The organism is Herbaspirillum rhizosphaerae, from assembly GCF_001189965.1.
Taxonomy (GTDB): domain Bacteria; phylum Pseudomonadota; class Gammaproteobacteria; order Burkholderiales; family Burkholderiaceae_D; genus Herbaspirillum; species Herbaspirillum rhizosphaerae.
The window spans coordinates 14,341-34,105 of the sequence record NZ_LFLU01000024.1; the positions used below are offsets into that span (position 1 = coordinate 14,341).

Annotated in this window: 17 protein-coding genes; 7 read left to right on the forward strand and 10 right to left on the reverse strand. The window is 60.5% G+C overall.

Translation table 11 applies throughout. The annotated features are described in order from the left end of the window. Position 1: 1 nt before the first annotated feature. The 5 genes from AKL25_RS22185 to AKL25_RS22205 form a co-directional block, all read right to left on the reverse strand. Positions 2 to 634 carry a protein-methionine-sulfoxide reductase heme-binding subunit MsrQ gene (locus AKL25_RS22185; protein ID WP_050479923.1) on the reverse strand — a complete coding sequence of 211 codons (633 nt, stop codon included), beginning with the start codon at positions 632 to 634 and terminating at the stop codon, positions 2 to 4. Between the two features lie 219 nt (positions 635 to 853). Continuing rightward, on the reverse strand, positions 854 to 1,513 hold the full coding sequence (locus tag AKL25_RS22190; RefSeq protein ID WP_050479899.1) for an HAD family hydrolase: 660 nt from the start codon (positions 1,511 to 1,513) through the stop codon (positions 854 to 856). Between the two features lie 12 nt (positions 1,514 to 1,525). Further along, positions 1,526 to 2,677, reverse strand: a complete 1,152-nt coding sequence (ccsB, locus tag AKL25_RS22195; RefSeq protein WP_050479900.1) for a c-type cytochrome biogenesis protein CcsB — start codon at positions 2,675 to 2,677, stop codon at positions 1,526 to 1,528. Between the two features lie 111 nt (positions 2,678 to 2,788). After that, positions 2,789 to 4,909: a cytochrome c biogenesis protein ResB gene (locus AKL25_RS22200; protein WP_050479901.1), complete on the reverse strand. Its 2,121-nt coding sequence runs from the start codon at positions 4,907 to 4,909 to the stop codon at positions 2,789 to 2,791. 121 nt (positions 4,910 to 5,030) lie between these two features. Next, entirely contained in the window at positions 5,031 to 5,699 is a 669-nt protein-coding gene (locus AKL25_RS22205; RefSeq protein WP_050479902.1) for a c-type cytochrome, read from the reverse strand. 182 nt (positions 5,700 to 5,881) lie between these two features. Here AKL25_RS22205 and yihA point away from each other — a divergent pair, with 182 nt between their 5' ends. From yihA to cuyB, 6 genes are all read left to right on the forward strand, one after another. After that, the gene (yihA, locus tag AKL25_RS22210) at positions 5,882 to 6,607 is read left to right on the forward strand and encodes a ribosome biogenesis GTP-binding protein YihA/YsxC (RefSeq protein WP_050479903.1); all 726 of its coding nucleotides are present in this window, start codon (positions 5,882 to 5,884) and stop codon (positions 6,605 to 6,607) included. Positions 6,608 to 6,963: 356 nt separating this feature from the next. Beyond that, on the forward strand, positions 6,964 to 7,977 hold the full coding sequence (hemB, locus tag AKL25_RS22215; protein WP_050479904.1) for a porphobilinogen synthase: 1,014 nt from the start codon (positions 6,964 to 6,966) through the stop codon (positions 7,975 to 7,977). Between the two features lie 254 nt (positions 7,978 to 8,231). After that, positions 8,232 to 9,263: a taurine ABC transporter substrate-binding protein gene (locus AKL25_RS22220; protein WP_083444835.1), complete on the forward strand. Its 1,032-nt coding sequence runs from the start codon at positions 8,232 to 8,234 to the stop codon at positions 9,261 to 9,263. A gap of 55 nt (positions 9,264 to 9,318) precedes the next feature. Beyond that, a complete protein-coding gene (locus tag AKL25_RS22225; RefSeq protein WP_240475835.1) occupies positions 9,319 to 10,146 on the forward strand; it encodes an ABC transporter permease in 828 nt (275 codons plus the stop codon). Beyond that, complete coding sequence (locus AKL25_RS22230; RefSeq protein ID WP_050479906.1) at positions 10,143 to 10,955, forward strand: ABC transporter ATP-binding protein; 813 nt, start codon at positions 10,143 to 10,145, stop codon at positions 10,953 to 10,955. Before AKL25_RS22225 ends, AKL25_RS22230 begins: the two co-directional genes overlap by 4 nt. Beyond that, positions 10,952 to 11,653 carry a cysteate racemase gene (gene cuyB, locus AKL25_RS22235; RefSeq protein ID WP_050479907.1) on the forward strand — a complete coding sequence of 234 codons (702 nt, stop codon included), beginning with the start codon at positions 10,952 to 10,954 and terminating at the stop codon, positions 11,651 to 11,653. The genes AKL25_RS22230 and cuyB overlap by 4 nt, the downstream gene beginning before the upstream one ends. Before the next feature lie 262 nt (positions 11,654 to 11,915). On the opposite strand, the gene AKL25_RS22240 is transcribed toward cuyB, so the two are convergent. The 3 genes from AKL25_RS22240 to AKL25_RS22250 form a co-directional block, all read right to left on the reverse strand. After that, positions 11,916 to 13,088, reverse strand: a complete 1,173-nt coding sequence (locus AKL25_RS22240) for an ABC transporter substrate-binding protein (protein ID WP_420840727.1) — start codon at positions 13,086 to 13,088, stop codon at positions 11,916 to 11,918. A 134-nt stretch (positions 13,089 to 13,222) separates the two neighbouring features. Next, positions 13,223 to 14,818 carry an aldehyde dehydrogenase (NADP(+)) gene (locus AKL25_RS22245; protein ID WP_050479908.1) on the reverse strand — a complete coding sequence of 532 codons (1,596 nt, stop codon included), beginning with the start codon at positions 14,816 to 14,818 and terminating at the stop codon, positions 13,223 to 13,225. A 14-nt stretch (positions 14,819 to 14,832) separates the two neighbouring features. Further along, positions 14,833 to 15,972, reverse strand: coding sequence for an iron-containing alcohol dehydrogenase (locus tag AKL25_RS22250; RefSeq protein ID WP_050479909.1), 1,140 nt, complete (start codon positions 15,970 to 15,972; stop codon positions 14,833 to 14,835). Between the two features lie 183 nt (positions 15,973 to 16,155). Here AKL25_RS22250 and AKL25_RS22255 point away from each other — a divergent pair, with 183 nt between their 5' ends. Continuing rightward, on the forward strand, positions 16,156 to 17,097 hold the full coding sequence (locus AKL25_RS22255; protein WP_050479910.1) for a LysR family transcriptional regulator: 942 nt from the start codon (positions 16,156 to 16,158) through the stop codon (positions 17,095 to 17,097). Positions 17,098 to 17,170: 73 nt separating this feature from the next. Here AKL25_RS22255 and AKL25_RS22260 read toward each other — a convergent pair whose 3' ends face one another. Together AKL25_RS22260 and dsbD are read right to left on the reverse strand one after the other, a co-directional pair. Then, positions 17,171 to 17,809: a peroxiredoxin gene (locus tag AKL25_RS22260; RefSeq protein WP_007875357.1), complete on the reverse strand. Its 639-nt coding sequence runs from the start codon at positions 17,807 to 17,809 to the stop codon at positions 17,171 to 17,173. Between the two features lie 167 nt (positions 17,810 to 17,976). After that, positions 17,977 to 19,737, reverse strand: coding sequence for a protein-disulfide reductase DsbD (gene dsbD / locus AKL25_RS22265; RefSeq protein WP_050479927.1), 1,761 nt, complete (start codon positions 19,735 to 19,737; stop codon positions 17,977 to 17,979). Positions 19,738 to 19,765: the final 28 nt, after the last annotated feature.

Sequence of the window (19,765 nt, forward strand, 5' to 3'; positions counted from 1 at the left end):
TTTACATCTTCTTCTGCGGCCTGAATTTGAAGAACATACGCAGTAGCAGCAACAGGGTAACAATTGTTGCAAAAAGTATCGGCTGGGCCAGCAGATTCTTCCCCGCCTTCATCCACCAGAAGTGCAAGATACCCAGCGGCAAGATTATGTACATCAGGCGATGCAGCCATTGCCAGCGTTTTCCGCCCAGCCTGCGCACCATGCCGTTGGTGCTGGTCGCCGCCAGCGGGATCAGCAAGACGAAGGCAATGAAGCCGACCGTGATGAAAGGCCGCTTGAGCACGTCCTTCCACATCTCCTCGACGTCGAAGAAATGATCGAACCACAGGAAGGTCGTGAAATGCAGGACGACGTAGAAAAACGAGAACAGTCCGAACATGCGGCGCAAGCGGATCAGCCAGTTCCATCCCGTCAGCCGGCGCAAGGGCGTGATCGCCAGCGTGATGCACAGGAAATACAAGGTCCAGTCGCCGGTATTGCGCGTGATGAACTCGATGGGATTGGCGCCCAGCCGGTCGGTGAAGGCGAACACGGCAAGACGCAGAAACGGCAGCAGCGACGCCGCAAACAGCAGCGCCTTGAGGATGCCGACCTGCCGGGTCGTCAGCTTGCGGATGACGTGGACGGGATTCATATCGCTGCCGCCAGCCGGTTTGCGGCGCACCGCGCGATGCCGGGACAAGGAAGGACTTCCATGCTGCAGGGCAAGCACTTGATCAACATGAGGACTCCGTAAGCGGTAGCAGGCAATACATGACGAAAGCGGCCACCGGCCGCATCGGCACCATCTTACAGAACTTCGCGATGTTGATTTTTCCCGGCGGCTGGCCGGAGATGAACGGCGAAAACGGCCTCAGGCCGCGGCCCGCAGTCGCCCGGGCAATTCGGCCAGCTCGCGGATGACGTGTACGCCGTCGGGCAAATCCGGAATATGGTCTTCCGGCTGCAATGCAAACACGGTCATGCCGGCCGCAAGACCCGCCTGAATGCCCGGCAGGCTGTCTTCCACGACGGCGCAGCGATGCGGCGCCGCGCCAAGGCTGGCGGCGGCGTGCAGGAACAAGGCAGGATCGGGTTTCCACTTCTGCACGTCGTAGGCGCTGAAAATGCGGCCGGCGAAATACGGCAGCATGCCGGTGACGCGCAGGCATAATTCGATTTTGGTACGCGGGGCGTTGGAGGCAAGGCAGAACGGCATCGACAGCGCCTGCACCATGTCCAGCGCACCATTGATCGGTTGCAGGCGTTCGCTCAGCATTTCGGTCATGACGCCGCGCAACTCTTGCTCGAATACCGCCGGCAGCGGCGCGCCGTGCAATTCTTCGATGCGCGCCAGGCACAGTTTCATGCTGGTGCCGCGAAACTGCTGCAAGGCCTCCTGCGCCGTAAGCGTGACGCCGTAGCGTTCCACGTACTGCGACCAGGCATCGGCAACCACCACTTCGCTGTCGACCAGGGTGCCGTCGCAATCGAACAGCACCAGGTCGAAGCCGGACCTTGCTACTTTGTTCAAATCGACATCCTTTTACAGTTCGCCGTAGGAATGCAAACCGGACAGGAACATGTTCACGCCCAGGAAGGCAAATGTCGTCACCAGCAGACCGACCAGCGCCCACCATGCCGCGACCTGCCCGCGCAAACCCTTCATCAGGCGCATGTGCAGCCACGCCGCGTAATTGAGCCAGACGATCAGCGCCCAGGTTTCCTTCGGATCCCAGGACCAGTAACCGCCCCAGGCTTCCGCCGCCCACAAGGCGCCGAGGATGGTGGCGATCGTGAAGAAGGCGAAACCGACCGCAATGGCCTTGTACATCACGTCGTCCAGCACTTCCAGCGACGGCAGGCGATCGGCCAGATAGCCTTTGGATTTGAGCAGATAGGCCACCGCCACCATGGCCGACAAGGCGAAGGTGCCGTAACCGATGAAGTTGGCCGGCACGTGGATCTTCATCCACCAGCTTTGCAGCGCCGGCACCAGCGGCTGGATCTCGGCCGCGTCGCGCGACATCGTGTACCAGAACAGGAAACCGACCGCCGCCGTGATCACCAGCAACACGAAAGCGCCCAACTGGCGAGTTTCATAACGCTCTTCGTAGTACAGATAGAACAGCGCCGTGATCATGCAGAACAGGATGAACACTTCGTACAGGTTGGAAATCGGAATGTGACCGACATCGGCGCCGATCAGGTAGGACTCGTACCAGCGCACCAGCATGCCGGTGAAGCCCAGCACCACCGCCGCCCAGCACAGTTTGGAGCCGATCGCGGAGCCGACCGGCGAACGGCCGATCAGGCCGATCCAGTAGAACAAAGTCGACAGCACGAACAAGGCGCTCATCCACAGGATGGCGGACTGGCTGGAGAGGAAGTATTTGAGGAAGAATTTCTTGTCGGCCAGCTCCAGATTGCCGCCGTACATGGCGATGGTGGAGAGTGCCAGCACCGCCAGCAGCGCCATCAGCCAGCGTACCTGCTTCCAGTGCCAGCCGAGCCAGGCGAAGGTCGGCGCCGCCAGCACCAGGACCGCCTTTTCGTAGTAGTCCATGTGATCGCCGTAGCGATTCAGCGCAAACAGCGAGGCTGCGACCAGGGCGGCTGCATAAATCCAGTCCAACACACTGAGACGTTTAAAAAAGCCGATATCCTGCGAGTAAGCGTGGGTTTGGCTCAATTCCATCATATTCTCCGATTTGTCTCCTGCCGCCATCCTACCCGTCTGCGGTGCGGGAGATATGTCGTTTCAGGCATAAGCGTTAAACGCCAATACCAATAATCTCTGGCCCGTAGCTTACGCCGTTTGGGTTAATTTCGCTTTGAGTAATTCGAATTCCTTGTCGAAATCCATCGTCTTGCGCTGCGTGCTCATGGCCATGAGCGCATGCGAGCCGCCGGCGTCGCCGGCCTGAGGACGAATCCAGACCCACAGGCGACGCTCGCGGATATACAGCATCGAGAACACGCCCAGCACCAGGAACAGACAGCCCAGATACACCACCTTCTTGCCCGGCGAGCGGGTCACCTGGAACACCGAGGCCTTGATCTCGTCGAAGCTGCTCAGTTGCAGATACACCGGCGCGTGATAAAAACCGGCGTCGGCCATGGCGTTGATCGCCAGTTGCAGGAAGCGCGCATGCTTTTCGTCGGTCGCCATCGGCGGCTGGCCGGCCTTCTCGCGCGCGACCTGCCACAGCTCCCACATGCTGCCGTTGAGGATTTTCATGAAGATGTCGGCGGCTTTTTCCTGCTCTGCGGCCGGGATCTTTTCGATGAAGCGCGACACGGCGATGTAGCCCGAGTCCTTGCCGTCGCCGGCAAAAATGCTCAGACCGCGCAGCGCCGATTGCTGCACCTGTTCGCGCAACTGGTCGGATGCGCTGCTGGTGCCTTTCATGGCCTGGCGCGCATAGCGCGCAGCCGCTTCTTCGCGCAGCGCCGGATTGGCCAGCGCGGCGCGCAGGCGCATCCATTCGTTGACGCTGTCGTTTTCATCGGCCGGGATGCGCAGATAGCGGAACGGCTCGTCCGGCATGTCGCGTACGCCGGCCAGGAACACGTAAGCGCCGTCGACCTGCACCGACATCATGTAATTGAGAAACTCGCGCGCCTGACCGGTCTTGTCACGCAATTTATATTGTACGCTCGGCCCGACGTTCTTCAGGTCTTTGTTGTTGGCGTTCTTGGCGCCGGAACCGAGATGCTTATCGAAGCCTGCGGCAAAGCCCTTGTTGACGCTTTTATTGACGCTGCGCACATCCTGCCCGGCGCTGTTGCTCATGTTCTCGACGTTGAAGGGGCGGAAACCGGTCCATTCGACGGTGTAGTCGCTGTCCTTGCCTTTGTCGGCAGAGGCCAGCGGGGTGCTGCCATTGACTTCGCCGGCGATCTGGAAGCTCTTGTCTTCGGCGCCGCTCATCGCATGGCCGGTCAGGCGCAGCTTGCTGCCGCCGTCTTCAAAGCTGGACTGATAGACCGCCACGCCGTTGTAGATCAGCGGTTCATTGACCTTGATGGTCGCGGAGAAATCCTTGCCGGTGGCGTTGTCGCGCACCACCACGTCGCTGGCGAACAGCTTAGGCATGCCGGTCGAGTAATAGTCGATCACGAAACGCTTGAGCTGGATCGTGAACGGCAGATCCTGGATCATCACGCCGTTTTGCTGCGGGATAATGGCGGTGCTGCTGCTGGCGCCTTCGGGGATCAGCGTGTTGCCGCGGAAGGTCGGGTTGCCGAGGCCGAGGCGATGCTCAGCCGGGATCTGCGAAATCAAACCGTTGCCGGAGAATGGCGTCTTGCCGTAAAACCATTGCTGGAAGCGGATCGGCAAGTCCGAGTCGAGCAGGCCGCCGACGCAGATGATGACGATGGCGCTGTGCGCAAAAATGTAACCCCACTTGTTGGCGGCGCCCTTCTTGGCGGCGATCAGCGTGGCGCCGTCCTTTTCCACCAGCTTGACCTTGTAGCCGTTGGCGCCGATGCGTTGCGCCAGCTGCTGCGCCAGGCCTGCTACCGGCGAGGCGGCAATCCATTCCGCCTTGTGATGGAAATTCTGCAGCGATTGCTCGCGCACGTTTTCTCGCCAGCTTTTGACGTCCTTGACCATCTTGGGGCCGTTGCGCGCGATGCACAGCGAGGTCGACAACACCAGAAAGCCCATGATCAGCAAGAACCACCAGGCCGAATAAACGGCGTACAAACCCAGCTTGTTGAATACCTCGAACCAGAACGGACCGAACTGGTTGACGTAGTTCGGCATCGGTTCGTTCTGCTTGAGCACGGTGCCGATGATGGAGGCGATGGCGATCAGCGTCAGCAGGCTGATGGCAAAGCGCATGGAGGAAAACAATTCAACGAGGTCGGCCACCCAGCGCTGCCGGGTTTTCAGTTGGATGCCTGCGGTACTGCCTGTCATAAGTGCTACCTTTATCGATGCTGCTTGTGCAGTTTGTCAGCGACTGCCCCGCGGCCCTTGCGCGGAAATGAAAAAGGGGCGGCTTCTCAGCCACCCCCTCCAATTTGTTACCAGCTAGTTTTTACTTCAAACCGGCGATGTAGTCTGCAACCGCCTTGATTTCTTTATCCGACAAACGTTCCGCAATCGTGGTCATTTGCGGGCTGTTGCTGCGTGTGCCGCCACGGAAATTGGTCAGCTCGGCCACGGTGTAATCCTGATGCTGGCCCGCCAGACGCGGATACTGTGCCGGGATGCCGGCGCCGTTCGGGCTGTGGCAGCCTGCGCAGGCCGGGACATTCTTGGAGGCGATGCCGCCGCGCCAGATGTGCTTGCCCAGTTCGATGGTGTCTTTGTTCTTGGCCGCACCCGGTTTCGGCGCCTGCGCGTTGAGGTAGGCCGCGATGTTCTTCACGTCCTCATCCGACAGCGATTTGGCCAGCGGCGTCATGATCGGATTATTGCGGCTGGCGGTGCGAAAATCGGTCAGTTGCTTGATGATATAAGCGGTATGCTGGCCGGCCAGACGCGGATTGGCGGTAATCGTGGAGTTGCCCGCGGCGCCATGACAGGAAACGCAGGCAAGGATGTTGCGGGTGGCATCGCCGTTGGTGTAAAGCGCCTCACCTTTGGCCGGATCAACCTTGGCGACTGGCTCTGGTTTCTTTTCTTCGGCTGCAAATGCTGTGGAAGACACCGCCAGCACTGCAATAAACAAGGATTTCAACAATGGTGAAAAGGCACGATTCATTCAAACACCCTGAGACTTGATTATATTAATAAATTGCCAGGTTGGCGACGATGCTTCTTTCCTCAATCTTTCCAAAACATGCCTGAAAAGTGTTTCCTCCAGCACAACACAACAAGAGGTAACCCCTTATTGTACAATAGCTTTTCGGCATTTTTGCCCACTTTTAATGCATTCCTCCTACTATGTCCCAACTTTGGCAAGCCCGTTTCTTCACCACGGTGAATCATCTCCGTGATTTGCCAACCACTCAGGTACCCGAGATTGCCTTCGCCGGCCGCTCCAATGCCGGCAAATCTACCGCAATTAATGTGTTGTGCAATCAAAAGAAGTTGGCTTTTGCTTCAAAAACGCCAGGACGGACACAGCATATCAATTATTTCTCCATCGGCGGCGCTCATGTGGCGCAGCATCGCAAAGATGAGACAAAAGTCGATGAGATCCGCGCCCTGCTGGTCGACTTGCCCGGTTACGGCTACGCCGAAGTTTCCGGCTCGGCCAAACTGCACTGGCAGGAGCTGCTGGGCGACTACGTTCGCCGCCGCGAGCAGCTTGCCGCGCTGGTGATGATCATCGATTCGCGCCGGCCGTTTACCGAACTCGATATTCAGATGGTCGAATGGTTTGCACCGACCGGCAAACCCATGCATTGCATCCTGAGCAAAGCCGACAAGCTCAACCGCAATGAAGCCACCAACGCGCTGCGTCAGGCTGAGACGTTTTTGGCCAGTTATGTCGATGCGGACGGCAAGCCGTTTCCGTTCACGGCGCAATTGTTTTCGGCGCTCAAGCGTACCGGCATCGACGAAGCCAACGACAAGATTCTGGAATTGGCCGGGCTGACGACTGAAGATATCGATCATGCTGCTGACGACGACGCCGGCGACGCCACTCCTGGCGAGGATAAGTAAGCAAAAGGGCGAACAGGTGAAAACCTGGCGCCAGACGTAAAAATGCCCTGGAAGGGGGGAAACCATTCCAGGGCAAACGCCTATCGTTTGCACGATGAGCCCCGCTCAGGGAGGGAAGGGGAAGCGGGAGGCAACATACATTGCCTATGCGTAAGAACCCCTACCCGAGAAAAAGTTTCAGGGGCTGAATGGATTTTTTAATTATCGTCTTTTGACTATTTTTTGATTGAATTTGCTTGGATTTGTCCGCATTTAGCGCCGCCGACAACATACCGGGTGCAAGGTAGTTTTAACGCCCGCCACATCGCCCCGGCTGCGCCTTCATGTACTGTTCATGCGCTTTAGCGAGTATCGACATGTCATCATCTACCAACTCATCTTCCCGATTCCCCGCCATTCGCATGCGCCGCATGCGCAAGGACGCGTTTTCCCGCGCCATGATGCAGGAAAACGTCATTACCCCGGCCGACCTGATTTATCCGGTCTTCATCCAGGAAGGCCAGAACCTGCGCACGCCGGTCGGCTCCCTGCCCGGCGTCGAGCGCCTGTCAATCGACCAGTTGCTGCACGTCGCCGAAGACACGGTCGCGCTCGGGATCCCGGTGCTGGCCTTGTTCCCGGTCATCGATCCGTCGCTGAAAACGCCGGACGGCATTGAAGCCACCAACCCCGACGGCCTGGTGCCGCGCGCCGTCGCCGCGCTGAAACAACGCTTCCCCGAACTCGGCATCCTCACCGACGTCGCGCTCGATCCCTATACCAGCCACGGCCAGGACGGCGTGATGGACGACAGCGGCTACGTCCTCAATGACGAAACCACCGCCCTGCTGGTCCGGCAAGCGCTGACGCAGGCGCAGGCCGGCGTCGACATCGTGGCGCCGTCGGACATGATGGACGGCCGCATCGGCGCCGTGCGCAATGCGCTGGAAGCGGACAAGTTCATCTACACCCGCATCATGGCCTACTCGGCCAAATACGCCTCGGCGTTCTACGGCCCTTTCCGCGATGCGGTCGGCTCGGCCGCCAATCTCGGCAAGGGCAGCAAGAGCACCTATCAGATGGATCCGGCCAACAGCGACGAAGCGCTGCGCGAAGTCGCACTAGATCTGGAAGAAGGCGCCGACATGGTCATGGTCAAACCCGGCATGCCCTATCTCGACATCGTGCGCCGCGTGAAAGACGAATTCAAAGTCCCGACCTTCGCGTACCAGGTCAGCGGCGAATACGCCATGATCAAGGCCGCCGCACAAAACAGCTGGCTCGATCACGACAAGGCCATGATGGAAGCCATGATGGCCTTCAAACGCGCCGGCGCCGACGGCGTGCTGACTTACTTCGCACGCGACATCGCGCGCTATCTGAAGAAGTAATCTTTCCGGCGTCGCCGACCTGGTGACGCCTGCACTCTTATCTTTTCCTCCTGCGAATTTCACTACGCCTGTGCGGCATAGTTGAAATCCGGATATGCAATCTCTGAATTGGTATTTTTACAAAGCCGTCGGACTCTTTATAGTCAGCGGAATACGGAGTCCTGTCGGGCTCCGATTCTTTTGGCGGCCACGCTTTGCACTCCCATGACAATGCCGTGCCCGCCTCTCGCTCAACAAGAAAAAAGGGTCCGGGAATGTCATTGAAAAATCTGCTCAAGAAACTCGCGGCGGTCGTCGCCATCACGCTCAGCGTCGCCAATATAAGCGTCGCTCATGCCGAAGACGTGCCGCAGGAAGTGCGTTTCGCCTGGGCCGGCGGCCCGCGCGTCTGGGTGCTCGGCAAGATCGACAAGTCCTTCGACAAATCCTTCGGCGCACCGGTAAAATGGATTCCCTTCGCTACCGGCGCCGACGTGCTGTCGCTGTTCGCCGCCAAGGAAATCGACATCGCCCGCTTCGGCTCCAGCCCGGCAGTGGCAGGTGTGGCGCGCAAGCTGCCGATTGAAATCATCAGCGTGCCCGAGGTTATCGCCACCAGCGAACGCCTGATCGGCCGCAAGAGCAAGAACATCAACAGCATCAAGGATATCGAAGGCAAGACCGTCGCCTATCCGCCCAACTCGACCGCGCAATATGCGCTGGAACTGGCGATCAAGGTCAACCGTCTCGACAAATCCAAGATCCGGCTGGTGCCGCTGAAGCCGGCCGACCAGGTCGCGGCGTGGAAGCGCGGCGACATTGATGCAGCCTACGTCTGGGGTCCGTTCACACAGCAATTCGAAGCCGACGGCGGACATGAAATCTTCGTCACCAGGCAACTGCAAAAAGACGGCTTCCTGATCTACAACAACTTCGTCGTGCGCAAGGAATTCGCCGAGAAATATCCGCAACTGGTGGTCAAGTTTCTGCGCACCTATCAGGAAAAAGTCGACCAGTACAAGAAGGATCCCGATGGCTCCGCGCAACTGATCGCCAGGCATCTCGACATCCCGTTTGACACGGCGCGCAGCGTGCTGACCGGTCTGGAATATCCGTCCAACACCGAGCAGCTGACACCGGCCTATCTCGGCAACGGCGCGACGACGCCGACCTCCGGCATCGCCAAGGCCGCCAAGGACACCGCCAACTTCCTGGTGGAAATCGGCGACCTGCGCAAGAGCGATATTCCGGAATCTTTCGCGCCGGCGATCAACACGACTTACCTGAAGCAGGCTGTGACGAAATAATGCCGCACACTATGCAATACACGATGCACGGCGGCGGCCGGCAAGGAGCCCTCACATGAGTACATCGGCGATCACACCTGCCGGCATCAGCACGCGCTCGCGCTCCGGCATGAGCGCCACCCGGCGCGCGGCGGTCAGCACCTGCGCCGTGGCGCTGGTGCTGGGGATCTGGCAACTCTCCGGCTCCCTGAAATGGATCGATCCGCTGCTGTTGCCGCCGCCGACCGAGATCTTTCACACCACCGTGGACATCCTCGCCGATGGCTACCGCCAGGTCTCGCTGTGGCAGCACATCTGGGTCAGCGTCTTGCGCGCAACCGTGGCATTTGCCGCCGCCATCCTTGCCGGCATTCCGCTGGGGCTGGCGATGGGCTTGTCGCAACCGGTCAGCGCCTTACTGGAACCGTTCGTACAGTTCTTGCGACCGCTGCCGAAGATTGCGCTGATTCCCCTGACCGTGGTGTGGTTCGGCATCGATGAAGGCTCCAAGTTTTTCCTGATCTTTATCTCCTGCTTCCTGAGTGTGGTGGTCAGCGCCGCCGCTGCTGCCGTTGGCGTCAACAAGAACCGCCTGCGCGCGGCGCAGACGCTGGGCGCCAATCGCTACCAGCTGTTCACGCGCGTGGTGTTGCCCAATGCCTTGCCGGAAATCTTCACCGGCGTGCGGCTGTCGATCGGTATCGGCTGGACGTCGCTGATCGCCGCCGAAATGGTGGCGGCCAACTCCGGCCTCGGTTGGATGGTGATCAATGCCGGCACCTATTTGCGCACCGACGTCGTCATGCTCGGCATTCTGCTGCTGGGCGGCATCGGCTATCTGTTTGACCTGGCGCTGGTGCTGTTGCAGCGCGCCGTTGTACCTTGGGCGGGACGAGACGCATGAACCAGATTGCACAACTGCCCGCACGCGTGCGGCTAGCCGGCATCAGCAAGAGTTTTGCTTCCGGCAAGCAGGCGGCCACGCCGGTGCTGTCCGACATTTCGCTGGATCTGGAACAGGGCGAGCTGGTCTGCCTGCTCGGTCCGTCCGGCTGCGGCAAGTCGACCATCCTCAACCTGATTGCCGGCTTCGAACAAACCGACAGCGGCGCTATCCTGCTCGACGGCGCGCCGGTCAACAAACCCGGCCCGGAACGCGGCGTCGTGTTCCAGCAGCCGACGCTGTTTCCGTGGCTGTCGGTGCTGGACAACGTGAGCTTCGGCCCGCGCATGGCGGGTGTCAAGAAGTCAGTCTATCTTCCTGAAGCGGAGCGCTATCTGCGCCTGGTCGGCCTGCAGGATTTTCATCATCACATGCCGTGGCAGTTATCCGGCGGCATGCGCCAGCGCGTCGCCCTCGCACGCGCCTGGCTGCCCAATCCCGAAATCCTGTTGATGGACGAACCCTTCGGCGCGCTCGATGCGCAGACGCGGCTGATGATGCAGGAACTTCTGACCGACGTCTGGCAAAAAACCGGCACCACGATTCTGTTCATCACCCACGATGTCGACGAAGCGCTGTTCCTCGCCGACCGCGTGCTGGTGATGTCGGCGCGGCCGGGACGCATCTGCGCCGAGTTCAGGATGCCTTTCCCACGGCCACGCGATGTCGAAGCGCTGGTGGGCGATGCCGGCTACGGCGCGCTCAAGCAAAAGATCCTGCACATCGTGCGTGAAGAAGCTCGCAAGAGCATGGCCGGCACAACATCATGACGACGCCGCTGCTGGGCGTGCTCGGCGGCATGGGGCCGCTGGCGGCGGTGGATTTCGCGCGCAAGCTGCTCGAACTCAATCCCGTTGAGACCGAGCAGCAGCACATCCCGACGCTGCTGTGGAACGTGCCGCAGATCCCGGATCGCCAGCTCGCTCTGTCGCGTGGCGGCCCCTCGCCTTTACCCGCGATGCTGCAAGGCATCGCCGTACTGAACGCCGCCGGCGCCACGCGTATCGCGATTGCCTGCAACACTGCCCATCACTGGTTCGATGAGCTGGCCGCAGCAAGCCCGGCGCCGCTGTTGCACATCGTCGACGCCACGCTGGCGCAACTGGGCGAGAAGCCGGAAATCATCGGTCTGCTGGCCACGCGCGGCGCATTGCAGTCGCGCTTGTATCAAGATCGTTTCGACGCCTTGCAGCGGCGCTACATAGTCAACACGGAAGACGAACTCGACAAGCTGTTCATGCCCGGTTGCTATGCCGTCAAACACGGCAAGATCGAGGAAGGCGGCCGCCTGCTGGAAGCTGCCGGACAACGCTTGCTGGCGCGCGGCGCAACCCGCCTGGTGCTGGCCTGTACGGAAATCGCCACGGGTCTTGAGCGCATCAACTCCCCTCTTCTCGCCGCATCGGTCGACACCAACGAAGCCTTGGCCCACACCTGTCTTCAGTATTGGCGCGAGCAAAAAAAATAGGCTTTTCTAACTCCGCATAAAAAAAGCGCACCCCGACGTGAGTCGAGATGCGCTGAAATGCATCGGCTTGCGCCGACTTCTGCTCAGAAGCCATTAACCTGCCTTTGCACCTACTGCGAGGCCATGATCCGGCGTCGGGCGGTGCTCCGAATCCTCATGTACTTAAGTACATTCCGGTTCGTCCGCTCCGTCCGCCACCGGCTGATGACCTCTCGCTACGGTCCAAAGACAGGTTGATATTTCGTTGATATTCAGTTGACGTTTATTTCCACAAGGAGCACTTCGACTCCGCCTTGGTCATGTAAGCCTGATCTCCAGGAATCGTCTGCACCAGCTTGTAGTAATCCCATGGGCGCTTGGATTCGGACGGCTTTTTCACTTCCATCAGATACATGTCGTGCACCATGCGGCCGTCGGGACGCACCACACCGTTGGAGGTATAAAAGTCGTTGATCTTGTTCTTGCGCAGGTAGTCCATGATCTTGTCGGCGTCGGTGCTGCCGACCGCCTTGACCGCCTTCAGGTACTGGCCCACAGCCGAGGCATCGCCGGCCTGGAACATCGTCGGCATCTTCTTCATCTTGCCGAAGTAACGATTGCCCCATGCGCGCGACTGGTCGTTCAGATCCCAGTACCAGCCGTCGGTCAGGTACATGCCTTGCGTGACTTGCAGACCCAGCGAATGCGTATCGGTGATGAAGATCAGCAGACCTGCCAGCTTCATCGTCTTGTTCACGCCGAATTCATTGGCCGCCTTGATGGCGTTGATCACGTCGCCGCCCGCCACTGCCAGGCCCAAGATTTGCGCCTTGGAGGATTGCGCCTGCAGCAGGAAGGACGAGAAGTCGGACGTCGCCAGCGGTGCGCGCACCTGACCGACAACACTGCCGCCGCCGGCCTTGACCACATCGCTGGTGTCTTTTTCCAGCGAGGTGCCGAACGCATAATCGGCCGTCACGAAGTACCACGACTTGCCGCCTTGCTTGGTGATGGCAGCGCCCGTGCCGCGCGCCAGCGCAGTGGTGTCATAGGCGTACTGGATGGTGTAGGCGTTGCATTCTTCATTGGTCTGGCGAGTAGTGCCGGCGCCGACCGAGATGAACACCTTTTTCTTTTCACCGGCGACTTTACCCATCGCCAGGCTAGCTGCGGAATTGACGCCGCCGATCAGCATGTCGACGCCGTCGCGGTCGAACCATTCACGCGCCTTATTGGCGGCGATGTCGGCCTTGTTCTGGTGGTCGGCGAAAACGAATTCGACCTTCTTGCCGTTGATGGTGCCGCCGGCGTCCGCAATCGCCATCTTGATGGCTTCGATGCCGCCCTGGCCGTCCATGTCGGCATAGGTGCCGGACAGGTCGGTGATGAAGCCGATCTTGATGGTGTCGCCGGCGGCGTTGGCCGCCGTCATATTGCTTGCGAATGCTGCGCACATTGCAGCGGACAGCGCTGCCAGTTTCAGAAATTTCTTCAAACCCGTCTCCTCTGTTGTTATGGTCCTGCCATGGCGCGCAATGTCATGGACGATTGCGCGCCACCTCCCTGTTCACATCAATCCATCTCCATCCATCACGCAGTACGCGAATCCTTCACGACGTCCTTGGTTTGCTCGCCGTCGACCAGACGCATCAGGCCCAGCGGATTGGCGTTTTGCAACGCCGCCGGCAACAGTTCGTCCGGATAGTTCTGATAACAGATCGGACGCAGGAAACGATCGATCGCCAGCGTGCCCACCGAGGTGCCGCGCGAATCGGAAGTCGCCGGATACGGACCGCCGTGCACCATCGCATCGCTGACTTCCACGCCGGTCGGGAAACCGTTGACCAGCAGACGACCGGCCTTGTGTTCCAGCAGCGCGATCAGGTCCTGATAGGCGCGCAGATCTTCCGGTTGCGCCTGCAGCGTCGCGGTCAGCTGACCGTGCATGTTGCGCGCGAAGTCGATCAGTTGTTCGCGGCTTTCCAGCTCGACGATGACCGTTGCCGGGCCGAACACTTCTTCTTCCAGCGGCGCATCCTTGGTGAACAACACCGACGCTTCGGCCTTGAACAAGTGCGGCACGGCCTGGGTATCGCTGCTGCCGCCGGCGGCAACGGCGACCACGCCCGGGACCTTGCTCAGGCGCTCCACCCCGCCGCCGTAGGTCTTCAGACCGGCGCTGTTGAGCATGGTTTGCGGCGATTGTGCTGCCATCGCTTCACGCAGTTGTTCGATGAACTTGGTCAGTTCCGGCGAACGCACGCCCAGCACCAGGCCCGGGCTGGTGCACAACTGGCCGACGCCGACCACAACCGAGGCGATCAGGTCGCGGGCAATCGCTTCGCCGCGTGTTGCCAATGCTTGCGGCAACAGGATGATTGGATTGATGCTCGACATTTCCGCGAACACAGGAATCGGTTGCGGACGCGCTGCGGCCATGTCGCACAAGGCGCGACCGCCGCGCAGCGAACCGGTGAAACCGACCGCCTGGATACCGGCGCTCTTGACCAGTTGCGCACCGACGCGATCGCCGTAGATCATGTTGAAGGTACCGGCCGGCACGCCGCTGCGCTTGACGGCGCGCTCGATGGCGTCAGCTACCAGCTCGGACGTGATCAGATGGCCACTGTGGGCCTTGAATACCACCGGGCAACCGGCTGCCAGTGCTGCTGCGGTATCGCCGCCGGCCACCGAAAACGCCAACGGGAAATTGCTGGCACCGAACACGCCCACTGGACCGACGCCGATGCGATATTGACGCAAATCGGGACGCGGCAAGGGCTGGCGTTGCGGCAATGCCGTGTCAATGCGTGCACCGTAGAAATCGCCACGACGCAAGACCTTGGCGAACAGACGCATCTGGTTGCTGGTGCGGCTGCGCTCGCCTTGCAGACGCGCTGCCGGCAAGGCGGTTTCGCGCGACACTTCAGCGATGAAGTCGTCGCCGAGGGCGTCGATTTCTTCTGCGATGGCATCGAGGAATTTGGCGCGTGCTTCCGACGACAGTGCGCGATACACCGGGTAGGCTGCGCTGGCGGCATCCACCGCGGCGCTGACTTCCGCTTCGGTCGCGGTCAGGAATGGAACGGCGTGGGCTTCGCCGGTCGCTGCTGCGATGCTGAGCAACTTGACGTCGCCCTTGCCGCTGCGTGCGCCACCAATGTAGTTGTGTCCGAGGATGGTCATTTGTCTCTCTCCGTTTACATCGATTGTGTGAGCATGCGCGTGTAGTCGTCTTCCGACGCGACACGCGGATTGGTTTTGTGGCTGTGGTCGGCCAGCGCGCCCTTGATGATCTTGGGGAACATGTCTTCGGTCACGCCCAGTTCGGCCAGGCCGGTCGGCAGGCCGAGGCGCTTGCTCATGTCCTTGATCGCCGGGCCGATGTCGGCTTCGTTCGTCAAGCCCATGGCGTGCGCCATACGCGCCAGCTTCTTTTCCTTGATGACCGATTCGGCATCCTTGTTGAACTCGATGATGGCCGGCAGGAAGATCGCGTTCAGGGTGCCGTGGTGCAGGCGCGGATTGATGCCGCCCAGCGAATGACTCAGGCTATGCACGCAGCCGAGACCCTTCTGGAACGCCATCGCGCCTTGCATCGATGCGCTCATCATGTTCAGGCGCGCTTCGCGGTCGTGCGGTTCTTTGGTGGCGCGTTCGATGTGCGCCCAGGCACGCCACAAACCGTCCAGCGCGATGCCGTCGGCCGGCGGATTGAAGGACGGCGCCATGAAGGTTTCCAGGCAGTGCGCAATCGCGTCCATGCCGGTGGCGGCGGTCATCATGGCCGGCAGATTCAGCGTCAGCTCCGGATCGCAGATCGCCAGGCGCGGCACCAGGTACGGCGACAACACGCCGACCTTGCGGCCGTCGTCGAGGATCAGGATGGCGCCGCGGCCGACTTCGCTGCCGGTGCCGGCGGTGGTCGGGATGGCGATCACCGGCGCGGTCTTGGCGGTAATGTTGGCCAGGCCGCCTTCGATCAGGGCGAAGGATTTCAGCGTGCCTTCATGCGTGCCGCACACGGCCACGCCCTTGGCGAGGTCGATCGAGGAACCGCCGCCGACGGCGATGATGCCGTCGCAAGCGCCGTCGCGGAACATCTTGACCGCAGCACGCACGGCGGTTTCATTCGGATTAGGCGGAGTCTGGTCGAAGACCGCGACTTGCGCGCCGTCTTTCAACTGGGCCACGACCTTGTCGAGGATGCCGGCGTTGCGGATACCCATGTCGGTGACGATCAACGGCTTGCGGATGCCGATGCGGTCGCATTCCTGCTGCAGCAGCGCCAGCGCGCCGTAGTCGAACTGAACCTGGGTAATGTAGTTAATCAGTGCCATTACATAGCCTTAAAGTTATAGATATACTTGCAGTGCCATTCGGACCCGGCGCTCTCCGAAGGTCTTTGCGCATGGCATTTTCCCTGCACAAATCAAGCTTTAGAGGCGAAACTGTATGCCAATCATGGCGCTTTGCCTAATGAGAGCTGCTGATACAGCTATAACTCGGACTCATATAAAACGATGCAAGATATCCCCTCCCTCAGCTCCATCACGTCCCGCCTGCATCTGAAGCAACTGCGGCTGCTGACAGCGCTCGCCGACCACGGCTCGCTGCTCAAGGCGGCGGAGCAGGTTGCACTGACACAACCCGGCGCCAGCAAGGCTTTGCAAGAGATTGAGACGACCCTGGGCGCGCAATTGTTCGTGCGTACCAACCGCGGATTGGAGGCCACCGACCTCGGCCATTGCGTGATCCGCTATGCGCGCCTGATCCAGACCGATCTGGCCCACCTGCGCGAAGACATGATCGGCATCCTCCAAGGCCATGGCGGACGGCTGGCGCTGGGCGTGATCATGGGCGCGGTGCCGCTGCTGACGGATGCGCTGACACGTTTGCTGGAGAAGCGCCCCGCCCTGTCGGTGGAAATCGTCGAAGACACCAGCGCGCGGCTGCTGCGCATGCTGGATCAGGGCCGGCTGGACATGGCGATCTGCCGCACCAGCATCAGCCAGCAGCCGCACCTGTACGACAGCGTCAATATCCACAATGAAAAGCTGGCGGTGGTGGCCAATATCCATCATCCGCTGGCGCAGCGGCAAACGCTGCAACTGGCCGATCTGGCAGATTCGCGCTGGGTGGTGTATTCGGCCAACATGCCGATGCGGCTGCTGCTGGAGCGCGAATTCCACGAAGCCAACCTGCGCTTCCCGCTGCATCTGCTGGAAACCACCTCGGCCTTCACCACCTTGTCGCTGTTGCAGAGGAACCCCTCCTTCGTGGCGCTGATGTCGGTCGACGTGGCGCAGTTCTGCACCCGCTTCGGCATGACCACCATCCTGCCGCTGGCGCTGCAGTCGCGCAGCGAGCCGTATCAGTTGGTGACGCGCCACGGCAGCATGCGCTCGTCGGTGGCGCAGTTGTTCATCGACGAATTTGCCGAAGTGCCGCCGGAACTGGCATAGCTTCGGCGGTTGCGACGGACGTAAAAAAAGCGCCCCGGTCTGGAGCGCTTTTTGATGATGCCTGAACGTCAGCTTATTTGTTCGGCTGCGGCGTGATGCGCAGATACGGACGTGGCGACGTATAACCCTTTGGATACTTTTGCTTGATGACTTCTTCGTCCTTGACCGACAAGGGGATGATGACGTCGTCGCCGTCTTTCCAGTTGCCCGGCGTGGCGACGGTGTAGCCGTCGGTCAGTTGCAGCGCATCCAGCACGCGCAGCACTTCGTCGAAGTTGCGGCCAGTGCTCATCGGGTAGGTGATGATCAGGCGCACCTTCTTCTTCGGATCGATGATGAAGAGCGAACGGACTGTCGCGGTTTCCGACTGGTTCGGGTGGATCATGTCGTACAGGCCGGCGACTTTCTTGTCGACGTCGGCAACGATAGGGAAACCGACCACGGTCTTTTGCGTGTCTTCGATGTCCTTGATCCACTGGTTATGCGCTTCGGCGCCGTCCACCGACAAGGCGATGGCCTTGACGTTGCGCTTGTCGAATTCAGGTTTGAGTTTGGCGGTCAGGCCCAGCTCGGTGGTGCAGACCGGCGTGAAGTCGGCCGGGTGCGAGAACAGGACCACCCAGGAATCGCCCGCCCACTCGTGGAACTTGATTTTGCCGATGGAAGAATCTTGCTCGAAATCCGGTGCGGTATCGCCCAAACGTAAGGTCATCTCAGTCTCCTTGGTCATGAAAGTAGTAAGGGAAATGCGCTTCGACAAAGTGCGAGACGCATCCAGAACAGGGCGTTAACTATAAGTCCGCGCCGGTCACGTTTCAACAACTATTAATGCGTAACCTAATAACTTCAGGCTATGACAAATCAATCGCCGCCGAGGCCTTACCGGACGGCTTGCAGGCTCTGCAAAAACTGGTCCGCGTTCTGATAGCCGATCACGCGCTTGCCAGGCAATTCACGCCCCTGACGATCAAACAGGATGATGCCCGGCGGCCCGAACAGCTGGAAGCGCTTGAGCATGGCTTTGTCGTCGGCGTTGTTGGCGGTGACGTCGATCTGCAGCAGGACCATTTTCGAAAACTGCTCACGCACGCGCGCATCGGTGAAAGTGAATTTTTCCATCTCCTTGCAGGAGACGCACCAGTCTGCATAGAAGTCGAGCAGCGCCGGCTTGCCGCCGGTCTGCGCCAGCGCGGCATCGAGCTCGGCAATCGAGCGCACGCGCACGAAGTCGGTATGCGCAGCCTGGGCACCACTTCCGCCGCGCAGATGCGACAAGGGCGCCAAGACATCGCGCCCGCCCGTGGCGACGCTCACCAGTTGCAGCAATCCCAACGCGGCAAACACCAGACCGAGGGCGCGCGAGGTCCAGCGCACCGGCGGGCTCCACAGCAGGTACGCGCCATAAGCAATGCCCAGCGCCGCCCAGCCGGCGACAAACAGCCATGCGGGAATGACCGGCGAGACCATCCACAGTGCGGTGGCCAGCATCAGCACGCCGAAGAAGCGCTTGACCGATTCCATCCAGCCGCCGGCGCGCGGCAACAAGGCGCCGGCCGATGCACCGATGATCAGCAATGGCACGCCCATGCCGATCGCCAAGGCGAACAAGGCGCTGCCGCCCAACACCACGTCGCGCGTCTGGCTGATGTAGAGCAAGGCGCCGGCCAGTGGTGCAGCGACGCACGGGCCGACGATCAGCGCCGAGATGGCGCCCATGATGAAGACACCCGCCAGCTTGCCGCCGCCCTGCTGCTCGGACGCCTGGGTCAGCTTGGACTGCAATGCCGACGGCACCTGCAATTGATAGAAATCGAACATAGCCAGCGACAATCCCACCATCAGCAAGGCGAACAGGCCGAGCACCCAGTGATTCTGCAAGGCCGCCGACAAGCCTTCGCCTATCATGCCGGCGGCGACGCCCAGGACGGTGTAGACCAGCGCCATGCCAAGCACATAGGTCACCGACAGCAGCAGGCCGCGTCTGCGGCTGGACTGCGCGCCTTCGCCGACGATGATGGAGGACAGGATGGGCACCATGGGCAAGACACACGGCGTAAACGACAAGCCGATGCCGAACAGGAAGAACAGCGACAGCACGGCCAGCAGTTTGCCGCTCTTGAGAACGGCGCTGATCCTGTCCATGTCGGTAGCATCTGCCTCTGCTGCGCTATTGCCTGCTGCAGCAGCGCCGTCGGCGGCCCCGGCTTTCATCACCTGGCCGATGGCGTCCGGCGACAGGATGGCGACAGTGTCCATCGGCGGATAGCACAGCCCCTTATCGGCGCAGCCCTGCCCGGTCGCGGTCAGCTTGAACGGGCCGGCAGCTTCAACCGGAATGCGAATGCTGACGCTGTTGTGATAGGTCTCGACTTCCTTCTGGAAATTGTCGTCGTACTTGACCTTGCCGTGGGGGAAATCGGGTTGACCGAGTGTCGCGCCTTCCGCTTTGAAATGGAAGCGATCGCGGTACATGTAGTAGCCGTCGGCGATCGCATAGTCGACTTCCAGCGTCTTGGCGTCCAGCATCTTGGCGGAAAAGTTGAACGCCACTTCCGGCGCCAGGTAGTCTTCCGCATGCGCGGTCGCCGGCGCCATCGCCATGAGGATTGTGATCGGCACCGGCAGCAGTGCCGCCGCCATGCGGTTTTTCCAGCTTCCTCCCACGATG